This is a genomic window from Candidatus Baltobacteraceae bacterium (assembly GCA_036488875.1).
Lineage (GTDB): Bacteria > Vulcanimicrobiota > Vulcanimicrobiia > Vulcanimicrobiales > Vulcanimicrobiaceae > JAFAHZ01.
Genome location: DASXGW010000008.1, coordinates 107,720 through 127,743, shown reverse-complemented (window position 1 = coordinate 127,743; position 20,024 = coordinate 107,720). Strand labels below are relative to the sequence as shown.

Annotated in this window: 19 protein-coding genes; 14 read left to right on the top strand and 5 right to left on the bottom strand. The window is 64.8% G+C overall.

The window, feature by feature from the left end:
• The first annotated feature begins 69 nt into the window (after nucleotides 1–69).
• The 6 genes from VGG89_10870 to VGG89_10845 are packed head-to-tail and all read left to right on the top strand — an operon-like array spanning nucleotide 70 to nucleotide 6,432.
• Nucleotides 70–948, top strand: a complete 879-nt coding sequence (locus VGG89_10870) for a septum site-determining protein MinC (GenBank protein HEY1977041.1) — start codon at nucleotides 70–72, stop codon at nucleotides 946–948.
• Complete coding sequence (gene minD / locus VGG89_10865) at nucleotides 945–1,736, top strand: septum site-determining protein MinD (protein ID HEY1977040.1); 792 nt, start codon at nucleotides 945–947, stop codon at nucleotides 1,734–1,736. The genes VGG89_10870 and minD (VGG89_10865) overlap by 4 nt, the downstream gene beginning before the upstream one ends.
• 12 nt (nucleotides 1,737–1,748) lie before the next feature.
• Nucleotides 1,749–2,594, top strand: a complete 846-nt coding sequence (gene minD / locus VGG89_10860; GenBank protein ID HEY1977039.1) for a septum site-determining protein MinD — start codon at nucleotides 1,749–1,751, stop codon at nucleotides 2,592–2,594.
• Nucleotides 2,591–3,025: a cell division topological specificity factor MinE gene (gene minE, locus VGG89_10855; GenBank protein HEY1977038.1), complete on the top strand. Its 435-nt coding sequence runs from the start codon at nucleotides 2,591–2,593 to the stop codon at nucleotides 3,023–3,025. Before minD (VGG89_10860) ends, minE begins: the two co-directional genes overlap by 4 nt.
• A gap of 7 nt (nucleotides 3,026–3,032) precedes the next feature.
• The gene (rodA, locus tag VGG89_10850) at nucleotides 3,033–4,166 is read left to right on the top strand and encodes a rod shape-determining protein RodA (protein HEY1977037.1); all 1,134 of its coding nucleotides are present in this window, start codon (nucleotides 3,033–3,035) and stop codon (nucleotides 4,164–4,166) included.
• A gap of 31 nt (nucleotides 4,167–4,197) precedes the next feature.
• Nucleotides 4,198–6,432 (top strand): EAL domain-containing protein, encoded by a 2,235-nt coding sequence (locus VGG89_10845; protein ID HEY1977036.1) that lies wholly within the window; start codon nucleotides 4,198–4,200, stop codon nucleotides 6,430–6,432.
• On the opposite strand, the gene VGG89_10840 is transcribed toward VGG89_10845, so the two are convergent.
• Nucleotides 6,330–6,980: a class I SAM-dependent methyltransferase gene (locus tag VGG89_10840; protein HEY1977035.1), complete on the bottom strand. Its 651-nt coding sequence runs from the start codon at nucleotides 6,978–6,980 to the stop codon at nucleotides 6,330–6,332. The two genes, VGG89_10845 and VGG89_10840, sit on opposite strands and share 103 nt — an antisense overlap.
• A 17-nt stretch (nucleotides 6,981–6,997) precedes the next feature.
• Between VGG89_10840 and VGG89_10835 the strand changes: the two genes are divergently transcribed.
• Together VGG89_10835 and VGG89_10830 are read left to right on the top strand one after the other, a co-directional pair.
• Complete coding sequence (locus VGG89_10835; protein HEY1977034.1) at nucleotides 6,998–7,867, top strand: hypothetical protein; 870 nt, start codon at nucleotides 6,998–7,000, stop codon at nucleotides 7,865–7,867.
• Nucleotides 7,867–9,645 (top strand): hypothetical protein, encoded by a 1,779-nt coding sequence (locus tag VGG89_10830; GenBank protein ID HEY1977033.1) that lies wholly within the window; start codon nucleotides 7,867–7,869, stop codon nucleotides 9,643–9,645. The genes VGG89_10835 and VGG89_10830 overlap by 1 nt, the downstream gene beginning before the upstream one ends.
• Here the strand turns inward: VGG89_10830 and VGG89_10825 are convergent.
• Nucleotides 9,531–9,890, bottom strand: a complete 360-nt coding sequence (locus VGG89_10825) for a hypothetical protein (protein HEY1977032.1) — start codon at nucleotides 9,888–9,890, stop codon at nucleotides 9,531–9,533. The genes VGG89_10830 and VGG89_10825 overlap by 115 nt on opposite strands.
• Nucleotides 9,891–10,137: 247 nt before the next feature.
• On the opposite strand from VGG89_10825, the gene VGG89_10820 reads away from it, so the two are divergent.
• From VGG89_10820 to VGG89_10795, 6 genes are read left to right on the top strand one after another with little or no spacing between them, the layout of a single operon-like run.
• The gene (locus tag VGG89_10820; GenBank protein HEY1977031.1) at nucleotides 10,138–12,822 is read left to right on the top strand and encodes an Rne/Rng family ribonuclease; all 2,685 of its coding nucleotides are present in this window, start codon (nucleotides 10,138–10,140) and stop codon (nucleotides 12,820–12,822) included.
• 9 nt (nucleotides 12,823–12,831) lie between these two features.
• Complete coding sequence (locus tag VGG89_10815; GenBank protein ID HEY1977030.1) at nucleotides 12,832–14,172, top strand: hypothetical protein; 1,341 nt, start codon at nucleotides 12,832–12,834, stop codon at nucleotides 14,170–14,172.
• Nucleotides 14,169–15,209: a hypothetical protein gene (locus tag VGG89_10810; GenBank protein HEY1977029.1), complete on the top strand. Its 1,041-nt coding sequence runs from the start codon at nucleotides 14,169–14,171 to the stop codon at nucleotides 15,207–15,209. The genes VGG89_10815 and VGG89_10810 overlap by 4 nt, the downstream gene beginning before the upstream one ends.
• Nucleotides 15,206–15,670, top strand: a complete 465-nt coding sequence (locus tag VGG89_10805) for a GtrA family protein (protein HEY1977028.1) — start codon at nucleotides 15,206–15,208, stop codon at nucleotides 15,668–15,670. The genes VGG89_10810 and VGG89_10805 overlap by 4 nt, the downstream gene beginning before the upstream one ends.
• Entirely contained in the window at nucleotides 15,667–16,596 is a 930-nt protein-coding gene (locus VGG89_10800) for an NAD-dependent epimerase/dehydratase family protein (GenBank protein HEY1977027.1), read from the top strand. Before VGG89_10805 ends, VGG89_10800 begins: the two co-directional genes overlap by 4 nt.
• On the top strand, nucleotides 16,593–17,465 hold the full coding sequence (locus VGG89_10795) for a class I SAM-dependent methyltransferase (protein ID HEY1977026.1): 873 nt from the start codon (nucleotides 16,593–16,595) through the stop codon (nucleotides 17,463–17,465). Before VGG89_10800 ends, VGG89_10795 begins: the two co-directional genes overlap by 4 nt.
• On the opposite strand, the gene VGG89_10790 is transcribed toward VGG89_10795, so the two are convergent.
• Genes VGG89_10790 through VGG89_10780 form a run of 3 tightly spaced genes read right to left on the bottom strand, consistent with a single transcriptional unit; the run spans nucleotide 17,462 to nucleotide 20,021 of the window.
• On the bottom strand, nucleotides 17,462–18,490 hold the full coding sequence (locus VGG89_10790) for a Gfo/Idh/MocA family oxidoreductase (GenBank protein HEY1977025.1): 1,029 nt from the start codon (nucleotides 18,488–18,490) through the stop codon (nucleotides 17,462–17,464). The two genes, VGG89_10795 and VGG89_10790, sit on opposite strands and share 4 nt — an antisense overlap.
• Nucleotides 18,481–19,311, bottom strand: coding sequence for an SDR family oxidoreductase (locus VGG89_10785; protein ID HEY1977024.1), 831 nt, complete (start codon nucleotides 19,309–19,311; stop codon nucleotides 18,481–18,483). Before VGG89_10785 ends, VGG89_10790 begins: the two co-directional genes overlap by 10 nt.
• Nucleotides 19,308–20,021, bottom strand: coding sequence for a nucleotidyltransferase family protein (locus tag VGG89_10780; protein ID HEY1977023.1), 714 nt, complete (start codon nucleotides 20,019–20,021; stop codon nucleotides 19,308–19,310). The genes VGG89_10785 and VGG89_10780 overlap by 4 nt, the downstream gene beginning before the upstream one ends.
• Nucleotides 20,022–20,024: the final 3 nt, after the last annotated feature.

The following is a 20,024-nucleotide window of genomic DNA, read 5'->3' as shown; positions in this document are numbered from 1 at the left end:
GCGCAAGAACTTGCGAGTGCCGTGTGGATTTTAAAAGGTGTTCCTTACGAGCGCCTCGGAACGTGGCGCGTGGCGCTCTTACGTGGTAAAGGGCTGGGTCTCGAACTGGTCTTTGCCGGGCGCGAGCTCGGAGAGGCTTTCGAAGAGCTGGAAACTCGCCTTGCCGAGCGTCCGGGCTTTTACCGCGGCACTTCTGCACTGGTTAACTTCGGTAACGAACCAGCGAGTTCCGACGTGATCGTCAAGCTCCAATCACTTTTGAATGAAGCTGGGATCGAGCTGAGAGCGCTGACGGGCTCCGGCGAGATCGAGTCGCTGGCACGAACCTTCGGCTTGCCGTACGAAGCTGCCGAGCCTCGTGCGACCCCGGAACTCGATCGACGCCGGGCGTTGCGCCCACCGGGCGAGATCCGGCTGTCGGATTCGGCAAAATCCCTCGTGGCCGACTTTGCCGGGGCGCGCGCCGACATCGCCGAGCGCCGGCGTCGCGGCGAGGCGAGCGTCCCGCAGCTTGACCTGACCGAGCCGGAGCCGGTGCCCGAGCCCTCCCGGCCGGCGCAACTGCACCTCGTCGAAGCGCCGCCGCCGACGCTCTACCACACCGGAACTTTGCGCGGCGGACAAACGCTGCATCATCCCGGCAACGTCGTCGTCGTCGGCGACGTCAATCCGGGTGCCGAGATCGTCGCGTCGGGTGACGTGCTCGTCTTCGGCCGCTTGGCCGGCGTCGCGCATGCCGGCGCGCAAGGCGACGAAGCCGCGCGCGTGTTCGCGCTCGATCTCCGAGCGACGCAGCTGCGCATCGCAACGTTCATCGCCGCCGACGCGGAAAGTGCTCCGCGCGTCCGCACCGTGCCCGAAGCGGCGCTCGTGCGCGACGGGCGCATCCTCATCGTGCCCTTCGATCAAATCGATCGACTTCAAGAGCGAGGCATCTCATCGGTATGAATTCGCGCAAAATCGTCATCACGTCCGGAAAAGGCGGGGTCGGAAAGACGACGACGACCGCCAATCTCGGTGCGGCGCTCGCCAAACGCGGCAAGCGCGTCGTCTTGATCGACGCGGACATCGGCCTGCGTAACCTCGATTTGGTGCTCGGCCTCGAGAAGCGCATCGTCTTCGACCTGGTCGAAGTCGCCGAAGGCCGCTGCCAGCTGCGCCAAGCGCTGATCAAAGACAAGCGGTTCGAATCGCTCTCGATTCTGCCGGCGGCGCAGACGCGCGAGAAAGACGCGATTACCGAAGAACAGTTTGCGGCGATCGTCGATCTCGCGGCGGAAGGCGCCGATTACGTGCTCATCGATTGCCCGGCCGGCATCGAAGCGGGCTTCCGCAACGCTATTGCGGGAGCGGCCGAAGCAATCGTCGTGACGACGCCTGAGGTGAGCGCGATTCGCGACGCCGACCGAGTCGTCGGAAAGCTCAACGATCGCGGCAAGCCGATCCGGTTGATCGTCAACCGGCTGCGCCAAGAGATGGTGCGCAGCGGCGACATGCTCTCGGTCGAAGACGTTTGCGAAATCTTGGCGATCGAACTGGTCGGCATCGTTCCCGACGACGAAGAGATCATCGACACCACCAATCGCGGCGAACCGATCGTTCTCGACGAGAACAGCCGGCTGCGGCCGATCTACGATAAAATCGTTCGGCGGCTCGAAGGCGAGATCGTACCGTTTACCAACTTCGATCAGCCGGGCTTTTTCGGACGTCTTCTCGACGCACTCAAAGCCGGATAAGAGGTTACAGCGATGCATCAACTACAGCCCACACTGGAAAGTGTGCCGGAGCGCGCGAAACCGCTAGGGCGAGCGATCGTCGTCACCTCCGGAAAAGGCGGCGTCGGCAAGACGACGACGACCGCCAATCTCGGTACCGCGCTCGCGCAGCGCGGCGCGTCCGTCGCGCTGGTCGACGCGGACGTCGGGTTGCGCAATCTCGACATCGTTCTCGGTCTGGAAAGCCGCGTCAAGCACCACTTGCTCGACGTGCTCGAGGAGCGCGTGACGCTCGAGGAAGCGCTCGTCGCCGACAAGCACAGCGAGAAACTCTTTTTGCTGGCCGCGGCGCAATCGCGCGAAAAAGACGAAGTCGATACGGAGAAGATGCGCGCGCTGATTGCGGCGCTGCGCGAGCGCTTCGAGTACGTGCTGATCGATTGTCCGGCCGGCATCGAGCTCGGCTTCAAAAACGCGGTGGCGGGCGCGGAGGAAGCCATCGTCGTGTGCACGCCCGAGGTTTCCGCGGTGCGCGACGTCGATCGCGTCGTCGGATTGCTTGGCAACCGGTTCCGGCCGCAGCTGGTAATCAACCGCTTGCGTCCGCTGCTCGTAAAGAAGGGCAAGATGCTGTCGGTCGAGGACGTGAACGCCATCCTGCGCCTGCCGTTGCTCGGTGTGATCGCCGACGAACCCGAGATCATCGTCACGACGAACCGAGGCGAGCCCTTGGCGCTTCGCAAGGACGGACCCACCGCGGCAGCCTACCACGCGATTGCGGCGCGCGTCGCGGGTGAAGACGTGCCCGCGCCGATGCCGGTAACGAAAGAAACGTTCTTGGATAAAATCGGTTCGATCTTCGGAGGAAAGAAAGCATGATAGACTTCCTCAAGCGGCTCTTCGGACAGCCCGGATCGAGCGTCGCGGCCAAGGAGCGCTTGCGCCTGGTGCTGATGACCGACCATCTCGAGCTCGCACCCGAAATGATCGAATCGATGAAGCGCGATCTGGTCGACGTCATCTCGCGGTACGTCGAAGTGGATCGCGATCGCATCGAGGTCAACTTCGAGCAGCAGGATCGTGCGCTCGCAATGCTGGCCAACATCCCGATTCTCTCGGTGAACCGGCCGACCAATGCAACGCCCAAGGCCGCCGAACCGGCGCCTGCCGTTGCGGTCGCATCCGCCCCGAACGTCACGTCGCCCGGTGCTCAAGCGGCCGGCGAAAACAACATCATCGTTCGGCGCCGCCGTCGGCGTCGCAAGAATCAGCCCGTAGGGGCAGGGCCAAAGCCGGCTCCGGCGCACTAGCGAGGTATTGGCGACACTCACCGTTCGCAGCAGCGCTAAGCGCTACGCTCGCACGTTCAATTGGCCGCTCGCAATCGCCGGCAGCGCAATCACGCTGATTGGTATCGCGTGCATCAGTTCCGCCGGTTTTCACAATCCGGCTTTTGCCGGCGAGGCGCGCCGTCAAATCATGTACGTGGCGCTCGGCATTCCGCTGATGTTCGTCTTCTCGCTGGTCGACTATCGCAACTGGCAGCGGTGGGCGCCGTATCTTTACGCCGTCAACCTGCTCTTACTGCTGTTCATTTTGCGCGGCGGTCACAGCGCGCTGGGCGCGCAGCGCTGGATCTCGCTCGGTCCGTTCGGCACGTTCCAGCCGTCCGAGCCGGCCAAACTCATTTTGGCGATAGCGTTGGCTGCCGTGATGAGCAAAGGCACGTACGAGAACTTGCAAGATCTGTGGAAGCCGCTGCTCACCGTCGCGATTCCGGCGCTGCTGATTCTCAAGCAGCCCGATCTCGGCACGGCGCTCGTGCTGTTGGCGATATTGAGTACCGTGTTGTTCTTCGGATTGCCGCGACTCGGCGACTTCGCGATTTACGCGTTCGGCGTCGTGCTCGTCGCGGCGGCCGCCGTCGGCACCAACGCGGTGCTCAAGCCGTTTCAGAAAGCTCGCTTGCTCGTCTTTCTCAATCCGAAGCTCGATCCGCTCGGATCCGGCTACAACCTCAATCAATCGAAGATCGCGGTCGGCAGCGGTGAGTGGCTGGGTCGCGGATTCCATCACGGCACGCAGACCCAACTCGGATTCGTCCCCGAAAACTCGACCGACTTCATCTTTACGGTCTTGGCCGAGGAGTGGGGATTTCTCGGCGCGCTCGCGCTGCTGGCACTTTACGTCGTGCTCATCTACGGCGGCATACGCACGATGTTGGCGGCGCGGGACCGCTTCGGATTCTTGCTGGCCGCCGGCATCGTGGGCGCGTTTTTCTTCCACGTCCTCGTCAACGTCGGCATGACGATCGGCATGATGCCGATCACGGGCATTCCGCTTCCGTTCGTTTCGTACGGCGGCTCCGCGATTCTGACGGGATTTGCGTCGATCGGCGTGCTGCTCAACATTTACTCACAGAAGGACCGGGACGTGCTGGGGAACGCCTAGAAGAGCCTCAAGCGAGTTCGCAGGGGCTTTGGTGAACAACGATTCCCGGTATCCGTGGCCTTGGATCGTCGCCACGCTTTTCGTGGCGACCGTCATCTACGCGCTTGGCTTGCTCTATGCGAACGGACGGCTCTCGGAAGTCCGCCGGCAAGAGGTGGCCGCTCAGGGAGCACGGCTCAATCAGGACGCGCTGCGGCTGGAAGACGCCGCCGGAATCGCCGTCCAGCTCGCTCACGTCGCGAACGTAACGTTTCGTGGCGAACGCCGGAAATCCGATCTGGAGCGCGACGTGCGCCGCTTGCTGGCCGCATCGGATCGATCGCTGATCTACGGTATCGGCGTTTTCTACGAGCCTTTCGCTTTCGAGCGAGCGGCGATGCGTTTCGGTCTCTATCGCTACGCTGCCGATCGAACGCACGACGCCGAACAATGGATCGAACCCGGCAACGCCTACGATTACCTCGGCCGTCCGTGGTACGCAGCCGCGATGAAGGCTGCCGGCAAACCGGCAATGACCGGACCGTATACGTCCGCGCACGGCCTGACGTTTATCGGTGCGAGCGAGGCGTTCGCCGCGGGTAATCGCATCGCCGGAGTCGTTCTCGTCGAATGGCTCCAGTCGGCGCTCACGCGCATGGTCGCTCAAGAAGTTGCCCCGGAGGACCGCCTTTGGGTGACCGATGCGAGCGGTATAACCATCGCCGGCACCGCGCCGGAACCGTCGTTCGCTCTGGACTCGACGCCGTTGCAGACGAAACTGCGCACGGCGCCGTGGACGATTTATCTCGGCTCGCATTTTCCGGCGCTCGCCGCCGCGCGTAAAGAAGCGATTGCCGTCGGAGTACCGGTCACCCTGATCTACTGGGCGATCGTCGGATTCGCGATCCTCGCGCTGGTGCGCTACCGCCGTTTGCAGCTGCGCGCGCAGGCGCTGCAAGAAACCGCGTCGCGCGATGCGCTGACGGGTTTGCGCAATCGCGCGTACGTCATGGCGCGTCTCGACGAAGAGTTGCACGCGCTCGCACCCGACGCGCAAGGCGGTTTCACGGTACTGTTCGTCGATTTGGACCGCTTCGCGGTCGTCAACGATAGTTTGGGACACGGCGTCGGCGATCAACTGCTCTGCGCGATTGCCGAGCGCATGCTGTCGATCGCGCTCGACGGCTCCGAGCTGGGCCGTATCGGCGGGGACGAGTTCGTCGCGTATCTGCCGCTCGCGTCGCAGACCGGTGCCGAGCTCGCCGCCGATCGTATCATTCGCGAGTTGGGCAAGGCCTTCACGATCGACGAGCGCGAGATCTACATCAGCGCATCGATCGGCATCGTTACGAGCACGCCGCGGTACGGATCGGCCGTCGAGATGCTGCGCGACGCCGATACGGCGATGTATGCCGCGAAGAACTCCGGACGCGCGCGGTACGCCGTTTTCGACGAACGGATGCGCGAGAACGCGATCGCCCGGCACTCGCTCGAAACGGCGCTGCGGCGCGCGGTCGAAAATCGCCGAGTTTTTGCGATGTACCAACCCATCGTGAACTTGCGCACGGGGCGCGTTGCGTCGATGGAAGCGCTCGCGCGCTGGACCGACGACAACGGCACGGCCGTCTCCCCCGCGATCTTCATCCCGCTTGCCGAACAGTCGGGAACGATCGACGCGATCGACTCGCTCGTCTTGAAGCAGGCCTGTCGCGACGTCGTTTCCTTGCAGGCGCGGCTGCCCGGCATCTCCGTTTCCGTGAACGTGTCCGCCACGCGTCTGCATCGCGGCGATCTATTGGCCAAGACGCACTCCGAGCTCGGCGACTCGGGCCTCGATCCAAAATCGCTCAAGATCGAGCTGACCGAGACGGCGATCATGGAGCGCGCCGACGAGGCGCTGACGGTTTTAGCGCAGCTGCGCGCCGGCGGCGTGCAAGCGATGATCGACGACTTCGGAACGGGTCATTCGTCGCTCAGTTACGCACAGCGTCTTCCGGTCGCCGGATTGAAGATCGACCGCTCGTTCATCGAGCCGATGATCGCCGATCGTCAGTCGCTGGCGATCGTTCGCGCGATCGTGGCGTTGGCAAAGACGCTAGGGTTGTACGTCGTAGCCGAGGGAGTCGAGGACGAAGAACAAGTCGAGAAGCTGCGCACGATGGGCGTCGACTACGGCCAAGGATTCTATTTCTCGCACGCGCTCGACGTCGGCGCCATGGAGTCGTTCATCGACGGGCGCGAAAGCCGGTACGCCGCGGCGCCCGAGAGCGTCGCGACCGTTTCGTAGCCGCGCCGGACGACGAGATCGCCGTGAACGGGTGTGTGATAGAGCAGCCAAACTTCGCTTGCGTTGCGGCGCTCGGCAATGCGATCGAGCACCGCGTCGAGCGCCTCTTGGTCGAACGGATTGTAGAGAAACACCACGAGGTCACCGCGCGGCATGCGCCGCTTGCGCGCGTCGGCGCGGATCAAACGTACGTCACGGCACGCGACTTCGAAGCCGTGTCCGCGGGCCAGATTCTCGCGCGCGATTTCGACGAGGTGCGGCGAAAGCTCGACGCCGACGATCTGCTTGAACGGATACTCGCGCGCGAGCAGCACCGCCCGTCCCATGCCGGCTCCGACGTCGACGAACGTCGCGCCGCGAACGGCGTCCGCGGGAACGCGGCGCATCAGCAGCCCGAACTCCTCGACCGGAACGGGCTCGTAGTGCGTGGCGTGCGCGTAGGCTTCGCCGCGCTCGGTTCCGAGTTCGCCCAAAAACATCAACGCCTCGGTAGTCACGCCGTGTTCGCGATCGAAGCGACGCCCGGAAGCGCGTTTGGTCCCTCCCATCGGCGACCTATTCCACGATGAACGGCAGCCCCATACACGTCATCGAAATCCGCTCGCCGGCCGAAGCCGAGAAGCTGCCGCGCGCGAACGCGCGGCTGGGTTGGCGGTTGCCGCTCGATGCGCGCGAGCTCGAGGTCATCGCCGGCTGGGCACGCGATCGCGGCGGCGCGTCGATTCGTCTGCACGGCGCCGCGGTGGCGCAGCTCGACGCGGTTCTCGACATCGTTCCGGTCGTTACGCTCGAGGTCGACGCAACGCGGATTGCGCGTCCGCCGCAACGAGCCGCGCACGTGCGCGACCTCTCGCTTGGCGGGCTGCCGGATCGCGCGCGCGAAACGATCGCGTCGTTCGGCGGCGTGCGTACGCTGCGCATTGACGCCCGCGGCGGCGAGTTCGACGTCGCCGCGCTCGAGGCGCTGCCCTTTCTGCGCGGCTTGTCGATCGCTGCGGCATCGTTGCGCGGCTGCGCCGGCATCGAGAGGGTGCGTTCGCTCGCCGCGCTCGAACTCGTGCGCACGCGCGTCGACGCGCTCGATCCGCTGCTGCGCCACCCCGGCATCGTCGCGCTGCGTTTGGCGAACGTCGAACCCGTCACGTCGATCGAGGCGCTGCGGGGCCACGCCAACCTGCGTTCGCTCGCTCTCGAGTCGCTGCTGCACCTCGAAAGCTTGGCGCCGGTCGCGACCTTGCCGCGACTGGAACGGCTCGCGATCGGCCGTTTGTGGCAGTTCAACGTCGCCGACGCGGCTTTCATCGTCGAGATGCGAACCTTACGCGAGCTGTCGCTCGATATCGGTGGAGCGCGCAAGAACGTCGAAATCACCAAGCTGCTCGGACTTCCCGAGCCGCTGCCGCTCGACGTCTTGAAGGAAGGAGAAGCCGTTTGATGCCGTCCGCGTACTTCGCAGCGGCGTGCCTACTGCTGGGCGTCTTGGTGGTGCTCGGCTTGCAGCCCGTGTTGGACCGAGGACGATCGCCGGTCCGCAGCCGGCTCTCGCCGGCGTGGCTCTTTCTCGTTTCGGCGACGGCGGCGATTTTCGCGTGGCGCTGGCCGGCAATTTCGGTGCGCGAACAGTTTAACGTCGACGAGTCGCTGATGCTCGCCACCGCTCACTTGGCATCCGTTCGTCCGGTACCGTGGCGCGATTTCGACGCGATGACGATGGGCCCAGTCGATATTTGGCCGCTGACGGCGATGCACGCGCTCGGTTTTGGCTACACGTGGTGGACGGCGCGGATACTCGCGGCCGCCGTGGCGTGCGCTGCCGTCGTCGTGTTCTATTTTGCGGTGCGCCGGCTGTTCGGTGAAGCCGCGGCGCGGCTCTCGGCGACGTTTGCCGCGATATTCTTCATGGCGTCCTCGACCTATATGAATTTTGCGCACTACTCCAGCGAGACGATTCCGGTTTTGCTGATCGTGATCTTCGGCTTCGCCATTGCCGGTCTCGTGAAAACGCCGGGCCGGCAGGCGCTCGTATTTTGCGCGCTCGCGGGCGCGGCTGCGGCTTGCGCGCCCTTCGCAAAGGTCCAGTCTCTTCCCATCGACGCCGCGCTGACGCTCGTTACACTCGCTGCGCTCGCGTTCGGTTCGGGCACCGCGCGCGAAAAAGCCATTCGGTTCGCCGTCTTCGCGGCGGCGGGATTGTTGGTTTTAAGCGCGATCCTCGCTCCCGTGATCCTGGCCGGGGGCTGGAACGATTTTGCGATCTCGTACGTACGCGAGCCGCTCTGGTACATACGGCAGGGCGTCGCGATACCGCCAATAACGCGGGGACCGATCGATCTGTTTGCGATGTTTCCGGTGCGGTGTCTGCTGCTGTCCGTCGGGGTGCTGGTCGCGGCGTTATTGGCGGTGTATCTACTGCAGCGGCGATCGTCCGGCAAAGCGTCGCGCGAAGGTGAGTATGCGGCACTCGCGATTGCGTTGACCGCTGCGATGTCGTTCTACGCAGCGCTCGCACCGGACGAGCCGTTCCCGCACCATCTGCTGCTCGTCGTCTTCCCATGGTGCGCGCTCGCCGGTGCGGTCTACGCGCTTGCGGCAGCCGGCGGGTTTCGGGGGTTTTCTCGCGGCGCTGCGATCGTAGCAACGGTCGCGTTCGCGGTCTCGGGTGCGTACTACGCGATCGTGGGCGGTCCCGTGTTGGCGTACCTCGGCTTGCACGAATGGACGACGGGCACGATACGAATCGGCTCCACGCCGTGGAACCCGCGCGAAGTTGCCGTGCTGCGCGAGGTACCGCGCGGATCGTCGATTGCGATTTGGGGATGGGAGCCCGGCGTTTTCGTCGTCACCGGTGCGCTGCCCGGCACGCGCGAGGCGGCGTCGCAGTTCCAAATGTGGCCGGGTCCGTATCGGGAGTATTACATCGACCGCTACGTCGCCGATTTAAAATCGAATCGGCCCGAGTTCTTTTTGAATGCGGTCGGCCCGCTCGAGAACGGCCTCTGGACCCCGCCGCAAGAGTATCAGCTTCGCAACGCGCCCGCCGTTGCGGACTACGTTGCGAAGTATTATCGTCTGGTCGCCCGAGAGGGCAATCTGAAACTCTACCGTTTGACGACGTCGTACGAGTCGGGCGTGCACAACCGGCCGGCGAACTTGTCGTCGGTGACGACCGTCGGTGCGTTGGGCGGATTGTCCGGCCCCAACTCCGGCGTGTAGAGCGTAACGCGAGCGGGTAGGCGCACGGCCCGCCCCGCGGCGATCGCGGCTTCCCCCGAGTCGGCGCAATCGAGCGCCATGACGACGTCGCGGTTGGTGACCAGCACGGTGGTCGCGGCTTCGAACAGCACGTCGTCATTGAGCTTCCCCCGGTAAGGGCCCGAGACGTGCGAGGGCGATGGAGCAGCCGAGCAAGCGGCAAGTACGAGCAACACGATGCCGGCGCCGAATTGGAGACGATGCACGCCTGCCTGATACGAACTCGGCCGCAGGTCCGCCTTCGAGGTTGCGGGAAGCATGGCCCAACCGGATCGGTCCGCCGCGTCGCCCCCTAGAGGATGGGCGATGCTCGTGCGAGGCCCCCGACGAAAAATTTTTACTAGAAGGCTTTTACGAGAGCCGCCCCCCGCGGTGCAAAAGATGCGCCGACCGCCTGAGCCTAGGGATGCTCGGCCGGAAGCGGGCTTGGCTCCTGGGACAATTGAGGGACATTTGGCTAGCGAGATTTTGATCTCGAGCGACCCGTGGGAGAATCGGGTTGCCATTTTAGAAAACGGCGAGCTCGCCGAACTCTACATCGAACGCGAAGAACGAGTCATCGGTTCGATCTACAAAGGAAAAGTACAGAACGTCCTCCCGGGTATGGGAGCGGCGTTCGTCGACATCGGCCTCGGCCGCAACGCCTTTCTCTACGTCGACGACATCAACAAGCAGCCGCTGAACATCGGCGACGTGGAGATCACGTCCGGCCACAGCGGCTTCACGATCAGCGAGAAGGTCAAGAAGGGCGACGACATTCTCGTCCAGATCGTCAAGGAGCCGCGGGGCCTCAAGGGCGCCCGCATCTCCACGAACATCTCGCTGCCGGGCCGGTACCTGATCTTGATGCCGACCGGCAAGTACTCCGGCGTCTCGCGCAAGATCGACTCGGCCGACGAACGCAACCGCCTCAAGGGCGTGATGAAGCGCATTCGTCCCGAGGGCATGGCGACCGTGGTTCGCACGGCGGCCGGGGGCGTGAGCGAAGCGGAGCTGATCGCCGATCTCGGCGTGCTCATCCGCATGTGGCATGGGATTCTCGAGACGTACAAACGCGCCGCGTCGCCGTCGCTGCTGCACAAGGACATGAACCTGGTCTACAAAGCCGCACGCGACTTCATCACGGCCGAAGTCGAGCGCGTGCTCATCGACGACGAGGAGGAGTATCGCAAAGTCCGGGACTTCCTGCAGCTGCTCGGACCGCAGTATCTCGATCGTCTCGAATATTACAACTCCGGGCGCTCGCTGTTCGAAGATTTTCGCATCAACGACGAGCTGCAGAAGCTCATGAAGCCCAAAATCCCGCTGCCGTCGGGCGGCACGATCGTCATCGAGTCGACCGAAGCGCTCACCGTCATCGACGTCAACTCGGGGAAGTTCACCGGCGGGCGCAATCTCGAGGACACGATTCTCAAGACGAACCTCGAAGCGGCGCACGAACTCGCGCGGCAGGTGCGCTTGCGCGACATCGGCGGCATCATCGTGGTCGACTTCATCGACATGTCGTCGGAATCGTCGCGCAGCAAAGTGATCAAGGCTCTCGAAGACGGCTTGCGCCGCGATCGCACGCGCGCCACGATCCAGTCGTTTTCGAATCTCGGACTGCTGGAGTTCACGCGTAAGCGCGTCGGCAAAGATCTCGGCGCGCAGCTGCGCGGCGCGTGCCCGACCTGCAGCGGTATGGGCAGCGTGATGTCGTCGCAATCGGTTGCGATCGAGACCTTCCGCCAGATTCGCAAACACGCTAACGGCAGCCCCGGCAACGTCGTCGCGCACGTCGCGCCGACGGTCGCGGCGCAGATGGATTTCTGGTACGAAGACGAGTGTCAGGAGCTGGCCCATCAGCTCGATCGCCACATTCACGTGCGCGTCGATCCGATGCTGCATCCCGAGAAGGCGCGAATCGACGTCGGTACGACGAGTAAAGACGGAACGCACGTCGTGCGCGTCGGCGACGAATACGACGTCGAGCTGCTGTCGGGACGATTGCCGAGCGCGACGTCCGCGGCGGCCGTGGTGGAAGGCCGCATCGTCGAAGTCGAAAATGCCGCAAACAACGCGGGAAATTTCGCGCGCATACGCATCCTCGACGTCGACGACGACGAGGACTACGTGATGGGCGAGCTCGTGACCGTCGGTGCGGCGGCCGGTGCAAAGAAGAAACGGCGTCGCGGCGGACGCGCGCGCAAAGTACAACTCACGCCGGCCGAACAAACCAAACAGCTTCGCGAGCTGGCCGAAGAGGCGGCGCGCCAGCATCAAGCTCGTCCGCCGATCGGTATTTCCACGATCACCGAAGAGGAAGAGGCTCAAGACAAGGCGCTCATCGCGGAGCGTCGCGGTGAAGAGCAAGCCGACGCGATCATCATCGCCGAGGGCGAAGTGACGCACGCCGACGACGACGAGGCGCATCACAAACGCCGTCGCCGTCGCCGTCGCGGCGGACGCGGCCGTGGGCGCGGCGGCCAGAACGGAATGCAGCAAAACGGTGCGCAGCGCGAGCCCGTGCAGATGGCGCCGGAAGCGCCGGCAATCGAAGAAGACGACGAAGACGATAGCGTTGCGGCGCCGTTAGCCGGTGAAGCACCGGGCGGCGACGGCGCACGCCGTCATCGTCGCCGCCGTCGCCGCCGCCGCGGACGCGGTGGGCAAGGCGGCGGTCAGCCGCGTGAAGGGGCGCCCGGCTTCGAGCCGCTCACCGGATCGTTGCCCTCCACCCCGACGATGCCGGACCGGCATATTTTCCGCGTGGGCACTGACGGCGCGGCACATCCAACCGGAACGCTCGCACCTAGGGAGCCGTCGCGCGCGATCGAACCGGCTCGCCGGGCGCATCCACCGGCGTTGGAAGCACCGCCGCCAAGCTTGACCGTTCCGCCCGAGGAGACGCGCAAGGCCAAACCCGCGCGCCGCCGGCGAGGCGCCGCTCCAGCTGCCGGCGTTGCCAAAGAGCTCGAAGCGTCGGCGATCGCCGCGCTTCCCGCACCCGAGAAAGCCAAACGCACGCGCAAGAAAGCCGAGGCAGCCGGGGGCGAGAGCGACGCCAAGCCGCGCCGCGCCCGCGCCAAAAAGAGCGAAACTGCCGAAAACGATGGAGAGGTGAAAAAGACGGCGCGCAAGCGCAAGACCGCGAAGTAACCGCGACGCGTGAGCAGCATGTTCTTCATCGCGTTCTTCACGCTATTGCTCGTCGTCTTCGAGTTCTTCGGCTTGCTGTCGTCGCGTACGCCGCGTACGCCGAAACTGCCCCCGGCGATATGGATCGCCGCGGTGATCGCCGGCTACGCGGTCCAGCTCGGCGTCGTGTACTACGCGGCGCACAATCAGTATCCGGCCGATCCGTGGCGTTTTGCGATGCCGTTGATGGTCGTCGACGATCGCGGATTAGCCACCGCGAACGCCGACGTCTTGACCGGCATCATGCTCGCCGTGGCCGCGCTGCAGTCGTACGCGCTGCTCGCGATCTACCGCACCGTTCCGTCGCAGCGCGCGATCGTCGCCGGCTGCGCCGTCCTGCTCGTGCTCTCGCTCGCCGCACCGGCGCTGATGAGCTTCGATCTCTACGGGTACGTGCACAACGGTCTCTTGGGACTTGCGGCGTACACCCCGCCGGGCACGCCGTTTCCCGGCGAGTATCACGTTATCGACTTGTGGTTCGGTCATCCGACGGCGACGCTTTACGGTCCGCTCTGGCTAGTGGTCGCGCCGATCGTCACGTCCTTGGGGCCGACCCTGCTGACGAAGATTCTCGCGCTGCGCTTGCTCAACGCCGCACTGTTCGTGGCGCTCGTCGCCGCTTTGGGCGCGCTCGGCCTACCGCCACGCGTTCGGGCGATCGCGGCGCTCAATCCCGGATTGGCATTGCAGTTCGTCGCCAACGGTCACAACGACATCATCGCCATCGTCTTGCTCGCGTACGCGGCGGCGTTCATCAAGCGGCGCGCGCCGCTGTTGGGAACGGGGCTCATCGCGGTCGCCGGTCTCGTCAAACTTCCGTACGCGGTCCTGGGGTTGCCGCTGCTGGCGACGGTCCGGCCGTTGTGGATGCGTCTTGCCTGGGCGATCGGCATGTTCGCAGTGGTCGTCGCGTGTTCGTGGTTCGGCGGCGGAATCGGTTACTTCAACTCGCTGTTCGGAAACGTCACGGCGCGGCCCGAAGACGTCGTTCATCGAATCGCTGGTGTCGCCGCGCTGGTGCTGATCGCGCTGGCGTTCTTCGGCGGACGCCGGCTGCGCACGACGGGCTGGGTCGTTCCCAATCTCGCCGCGGTCGTCTTCGCGTGGTACTTTGCCTGGGGCGTTCCCTACGCGCTCGCCCGCCGGCGAATCCTCGCGTACGTGCTGGTGTTGTTTCCGTTCGTCACCGTGCTTTTCGAGTCGTCGTTCGAGCGGTCGTGGGAGCTGCTGGTCGTGTTGCCGATCGTCACGATGGCGGCGGTATTTGCGCCCGACAAGCCTGTGACGCTTAAAGGCGCCGTAGCGACGTGATTCTCACGCGCACGCCGTTTCGCGTCACGCTCGGCGGCGGCGGCACCGACTTGCCGTCGTTTTACGAAAAGCACGGCGGTTACGTCCTGGCAACCGCCATCGACAAGTATATGTACGTTGCCCTCAACGTACCCGTCGCCGATCGTCTCGTACGCTTGCACTACACGCAGAGCGAGACCGTCGGCGACGTCGCCGAGCTCAAGCACGAGCTCGCGCGCGAGGCGCTGTTGCGGCACGGAATCCGCGACGCCGTCGAAATCGCCTCGCTCGCCGACCTGCCGGCGGGTACGGGTCTGGGTTCGTCCAGCAGTTATTTAGTCGGATTGCTGCACGCGATCCGGAGTTATCTCGAACTGCCTCTTTCGGCTGCCGCGATCGCCGACGAGGCGTGCGACATCGAACTCAACGCGCTGCGCAAACCGATCGGCAAACAGGATCAATACATGGCGGCGTTCGGCGGACTCACCGAGCTGCGCATCGACGATCGAGGGCGCGTTGCGGTCGAGAAACTCACGCTGCCGGCACACGCGGTCGCGGAGTTCGTTGCGAAGACGCACCTGTACTATACGAACATCCGTCGCGACGCCACCGACATTCTCGCGCGTCAAGACGGCGCGCTGCGCGGGAATGGTGGGTCGAGTGAGTCCGTCGAGGCGAGTTTGTGCGAGATCAAGCAGATCGGTGAAGCAATCGGCGAGGCGTTTCGCAAGACGGACTTCGACCGTTTCGGCAGCTTGATGCACGACCACTGGTTGGCGAAAAAACGGCTCTCGAGCGACGTAACGGTCGCTCCGATGGAAGAACTCTACGATCGCGTGCGCCGCGACTACGGCGTCACCGGCGGAAAGATCGCCGGCGCGGGCGGCGGCGGCTTCATGATGTTGTACTGCGCCGGCGACGGCAAGGCACTCACCGGTTTCATGGAGCGTGCGGGTTTCGAACGTCTGAGCTGGACGGTCGATTTTAGCGGCAGCCGCGTGGTCAGCAACCTTTTGGTCACGCGCAGTCAGAAGCGCCACGGCACCGTCAAAGCATGACGCGCCTCCACGATTTCGCGCAGAAGTTCTACGCCGACACGTCGTTGCCGTTCCAGCTCGGGCGGTACGCGACGATCGGCGGATTCGTTACGTGCATCGACGTCGGATCGTTCGCGCTCTTTCTGCACGCCGGCTGGCCGCTGCTGGCAGTCATCACGGCATCGTGGGGGCTCGCGCTCGTCACGCATTTCTCGCTCAATAAGTACGTGAACTTTCGGGTGCACGACCGGCCGACGCACCATCAGGCCGCCACCTATGCCGTCGTCGCCGGTACGACGTGGTTTACCACGACCGCGATCGTCAAGGGCGCGGTCGCGCTGGGCGCTCCGCCGCTGCTGGGCAAGATCGTTGCCATCGCGTTCAACGTGCCGATCGGCTTTTTCGGACACCGACACCTGACGTTCGGGCGCGGAATAGCCGCAACGGCGCGGCAGCTGTTTTCGCGGCGCGGCGGCGCGTGAAGACGATCGCGGTTACGGGCATCGCGGGCTTCATTGGAAGCAATCTCGCCGATCGCTTATTGGCGCAAGGTTATCGCGTCGTGGGCATCGACAACTTGGCTTACGGCGTACGCGAACAGGTCCCCGACGGTGCCGAACTGCACGTTGCCGACATCCGCGATGCCGAGCTCGCGAATCTGCTCGACGGCGTCGACGTGCTTTTTCATTTAGCGGCCAAGAACTGCATCGCCGACTGCCAATCGGATCCGGTGGAAACGGCCGACATCAACGTGACCGGTACCGTGAACGTTTTTGAAGCGGCGCGGCGTGCCGGCGTGGGCAAGGTCGTGTACGCCGAGTCGTCGGCGCTGTACGAAGGATCGCAAACGCTCCCGACGCCCGAGAACGACGTGCGTCCGGAAAGCTTTTACGCCGCGAGCAAGCTGGCGGGCATGGCGTTTGCCGACGCTTATCGCCGGTTCCACGGTATGCGCACGACGGCGCTGCGATACTTTTGCGTGTACGGTCCGCGTCAGGATTACCGGCGTTCGATTCCGCCGGTCATGAGCGCGTTTATTATCAAACTCTTGCGCGGCGAGCGTCCGGTTATTTACGGAACGGGCGAGAAACGCCGCGACTTCGTGTACGTCGACGACGTCAACGATTTCCACCTGCGGTGCATCGACGACGCGCGGACCGACGGCCGCACGTTCAACTTGGGCAGCGGCGTCAACTATAGCATCGACGAGCTGTATCGGATCGTTGCCGAGCTGCTCGGTTCGAACGTCGAACCGGAGCGCCGACCCGATCTCCCCGGCGAAGCGCAAGCCAATCTCGCCGACGTTACCGCCGCTCGCGCGCTGGGTTGGGAGCCGCGAACGTCGATCCGCGAAGGGTTGCGCCGGTCCATCGATTTCATCGCCGGGCGGCTTTCGAGCATCGCGTGAACGGCGGCGCGCTGGTCTGTTCGATCTGCGGCGCGCCAACCGAACCGGCCGGAGTCAAGGCGAGCGCCGGCCGCACGTACCATCTGCGTCGATGCGCCGAGTGCGGCTTCGCGTGCGTCGCCGACCCGGACACGCTCGCCGATCCCTACGACGACGCGTACTACCGCGGCAAAGGCGCCGATCCGCTGGTGGATTATCTCTTCGACACCGATCACCCCGAGCGAACGATTCGTCAGCTGGAGTGGCGCGGAACGTTCGGCGTGATCGAGTCGATCAAACGCGTCGGTAACGGCACTCGCTGGCTCGACTACGGCTGCGGCACCGGAGGTTTCGTTCGTTGGCTTTCGCGGCGCGGCGTGGCCGCCTGCGGTTACGACCAGGGCCGCGGCGCCGCGCTGGCCCGCGAACGCGGCATCGCGGTTCTCGACGACGCGCAGCTCGATGCCGCCGCACCGTTCGACGTGATCACCGCAATCGAAGTCCTCGAGCACCTCGTCGATCCGCAGCCGGTCGTCGACCGGATCGCGCGCCTGCTGACGCCGGGCGGAGTGTTTTTCTACACGACCGGGAACGCATCGCGCCACGCCGGTGCGCTCGCGAGCTGGTCCTACGTCGTTCCGGAGATTCACGTGGCGTTCTTCGAGCCGCGAACGATGGCGCGAATGCTGCGCGCGTCGGGTTTGCAAACGGTCGAACCGCGTTGGTCGCGCGGCTTCTCCGACATCGTCGCCTACAAAATACTCAAGAACCTGCGCGTGCACCGCAACACGTCGCCGCTGGCGGCATTGCCGTGGCAATGGGTGACGCGTGCGGTCGATCGCGGCGCCGGCGTATCGGCGTTTCCCGTCGGCGTGCGGCCCGAAGCTTAAAGCGAAACCGGGACGCCGTCGCGCGACGATTCGTACAGTGCGTTGACGATGCGCATCGCCGCCAGACCGTCGTCGGCGGTTCCCCAATAGGGCGTTCCGTCTTCGATGGCGGCGACGAACTGATGCCACTCGATCGCCCAGGACCGATCGGGTCCTTCGAAGACTTCCTCGCGCAACGCCGGTGCGCCGCCCGCCGGGTTGCGGCGCGCGATCGTGATTCGTTCAGTGCCGTAACTTCCACCCAAGCCTTCGGCCGTTATCGATCCGTCGCGGCCGAAGATTTCCATCGAGAAGAGATTCTTCCACTGCGTCCACGACGTGTGAAGGCTCGCCACCGCCCCGTTGTCGTAACGCAGCAATCCAAACGCGTTATCTTCGACCGGCGCGATCGGCCATACCGCGGTTTGCACGTACGCAAACGCTTGCGACGGCAGACCGGCAAACCACGCGATCAGATCGGCTACGTGAACGCCTTGATCGATCAGCTCGCCGCCGCCGGAGAGGTTCGGATCGCAACGCCACTCCTTTTCGTATCCCGGGCGCCCGCCGTGTCCGTAGCGCACGCGCATCGAGATGATCTCGCCGATCTCACCGAGTTCGAGCAGTTCGTGCGCGCGCGACACCGCAGGATGATAACGATGATTGAATCCCACTTTAAAGCGCCCCGCGGAGCGGTGTGCGACGGCGGCCAACGCTTGCGCTTGTGCCAGGCTGCAGCCCATCGGTTTTTCGACCAATACGTGCTTGCCGCGTTCGAGCGCCGCGAGCGCGATGTCGTACGCGAACGCATTGGGCGTGCAGACGACGATGACGTCCATTCGCTCGTCGTCGACGGCGATTTCCCAGTCGGTCGACCAGGCGGCGCCGTAACGCTCGGCCGTATTGCGGGCGGGGCCGTGCGCCGTATCGATGCAGAGCAGCAGACGCGTGCGGCTGTGCAGCGACGTTTCGGCTGCCCGGCGCGTGCCGATCAAGCCGCAGCCGACGACAGCGGTGCGCAGACGCTCCTGATCGATCACTGCCATTCCATTCCCCGTTCGCGCGGAAGAATGCGTCGCAAGGTAAACAGATCGCTATCGCGCAGCTCGTCGAGGCGTTCGGGCCATCGTTCGTAACCGTCGTGCACCGCGGAGACGAACTTTCCGGTGATCCCCCGCGCCGCGTCCGAAAGGAAGAAAACGCACGCGCGCGCGGCGCGATCCGGCGAAACCGGCGGTGCGGCCGATGCGCCGGCAGCGCCCGAACGGCGCGTGATCTCCACCATTCGCGTAGCGACCAGTCCGGGCGCGAGCGCGTTGATCCGGATGCCGAACGGCTCCATCTCGCGCGCGGCCGTTTCGGCGAATCGTACGACGCCGGTCTTACTGCACGCGTACGCGGTAAAGTTCGGATACGCTGCGGAAGCGCCGCCGCCCGAAAAGAGCACGATGCTGCCGCCGCGCTCGCGCATTGCCGCGCATGCGGCGCGCGTGACGAGGAACGTACCGAACAAATCGATTTCGACGGTACGCAGCCACGCTGCGGGATCGACGTCGAGAATCGTGCCGATGGGTTCCAGCACCGCGGCGGCGTTCACGACGCCGTCGATGCCCGAAAAGCGCGCCGACGCGCGCTCGAAAAGACGCTCGACGTCGGCGGCCACGGAAACGTCGCCGGCAATCCAATTCACGCGGTCCTCATATCCTTCAGAGGAAAGATCGTGCGCGGCTTTTTCGAGCTCGCGCGCGCCGCGCGCGAAGATCGTGACGTTCGCACCGCCTTGCAGCGCTTCGCGCGCGGTTGCGTAGCCGATGCCCATGCTGCCGCCGGTGACGACGACGGACTTTCCGGCGAGCGCGGAGCTCACGTTGCTTGCTCCGCGAACGCGGCTTGCGTGCGCCGGTAATCCTCGAGGGAATCGATCCACCACAGCGGCTCGGTCATGCGGTAACCGAAGACGCGCGCGCCGTCGCCGATCAGGCGCGGCAAAAGATCGCGGCCGAAATCGTACGGCCGGTCGGCCGGAATGAGGTCGAGAACCGAGCTCTTCGCGACGAGATACCCGGCATTGACCCAGCGGCTGAACACGTCGCCGGCGCGGGGTTTTTCCACGAACCGCGTGACCCGGGAGTCGGCGTCGACGGCCACGATGCCGCTGGGACCGGGATCGTCGCGGTGGAACAGCGCGATCGTGAGATCCGCGTCCTTCTCGCGATGAAACGCGGTGAGCGCGGCGATGTCGATCGTGGACAAGTTATCGCCGTACACGACGATAAAGTCGCCGTTGCGCAGACGAGCGGCCGCGTTGCGAGCGGCGCCGGCCGTGCCCAGAAGCTCCGGCTCGTATTCGTAGGCGATCGTCACGCCGAAGCGGCGCCCGTCGCCGAAGTGGCTGCGGATCGCGTCGGGCTGGTAATGCAGGTTCACGACGGCTTCGCGGACCCCGGCGCGAGCGAGCAGCTCGATGTTGTATTGCAACACGGGCTTGCCGCCGATTTCGATCATCGGCTTCGGACGATCGGCGGTGAGCGGACGGAGCCGTTCGCCGCAACCTGCGGCCAAGACGAGCGCGCGCAACGG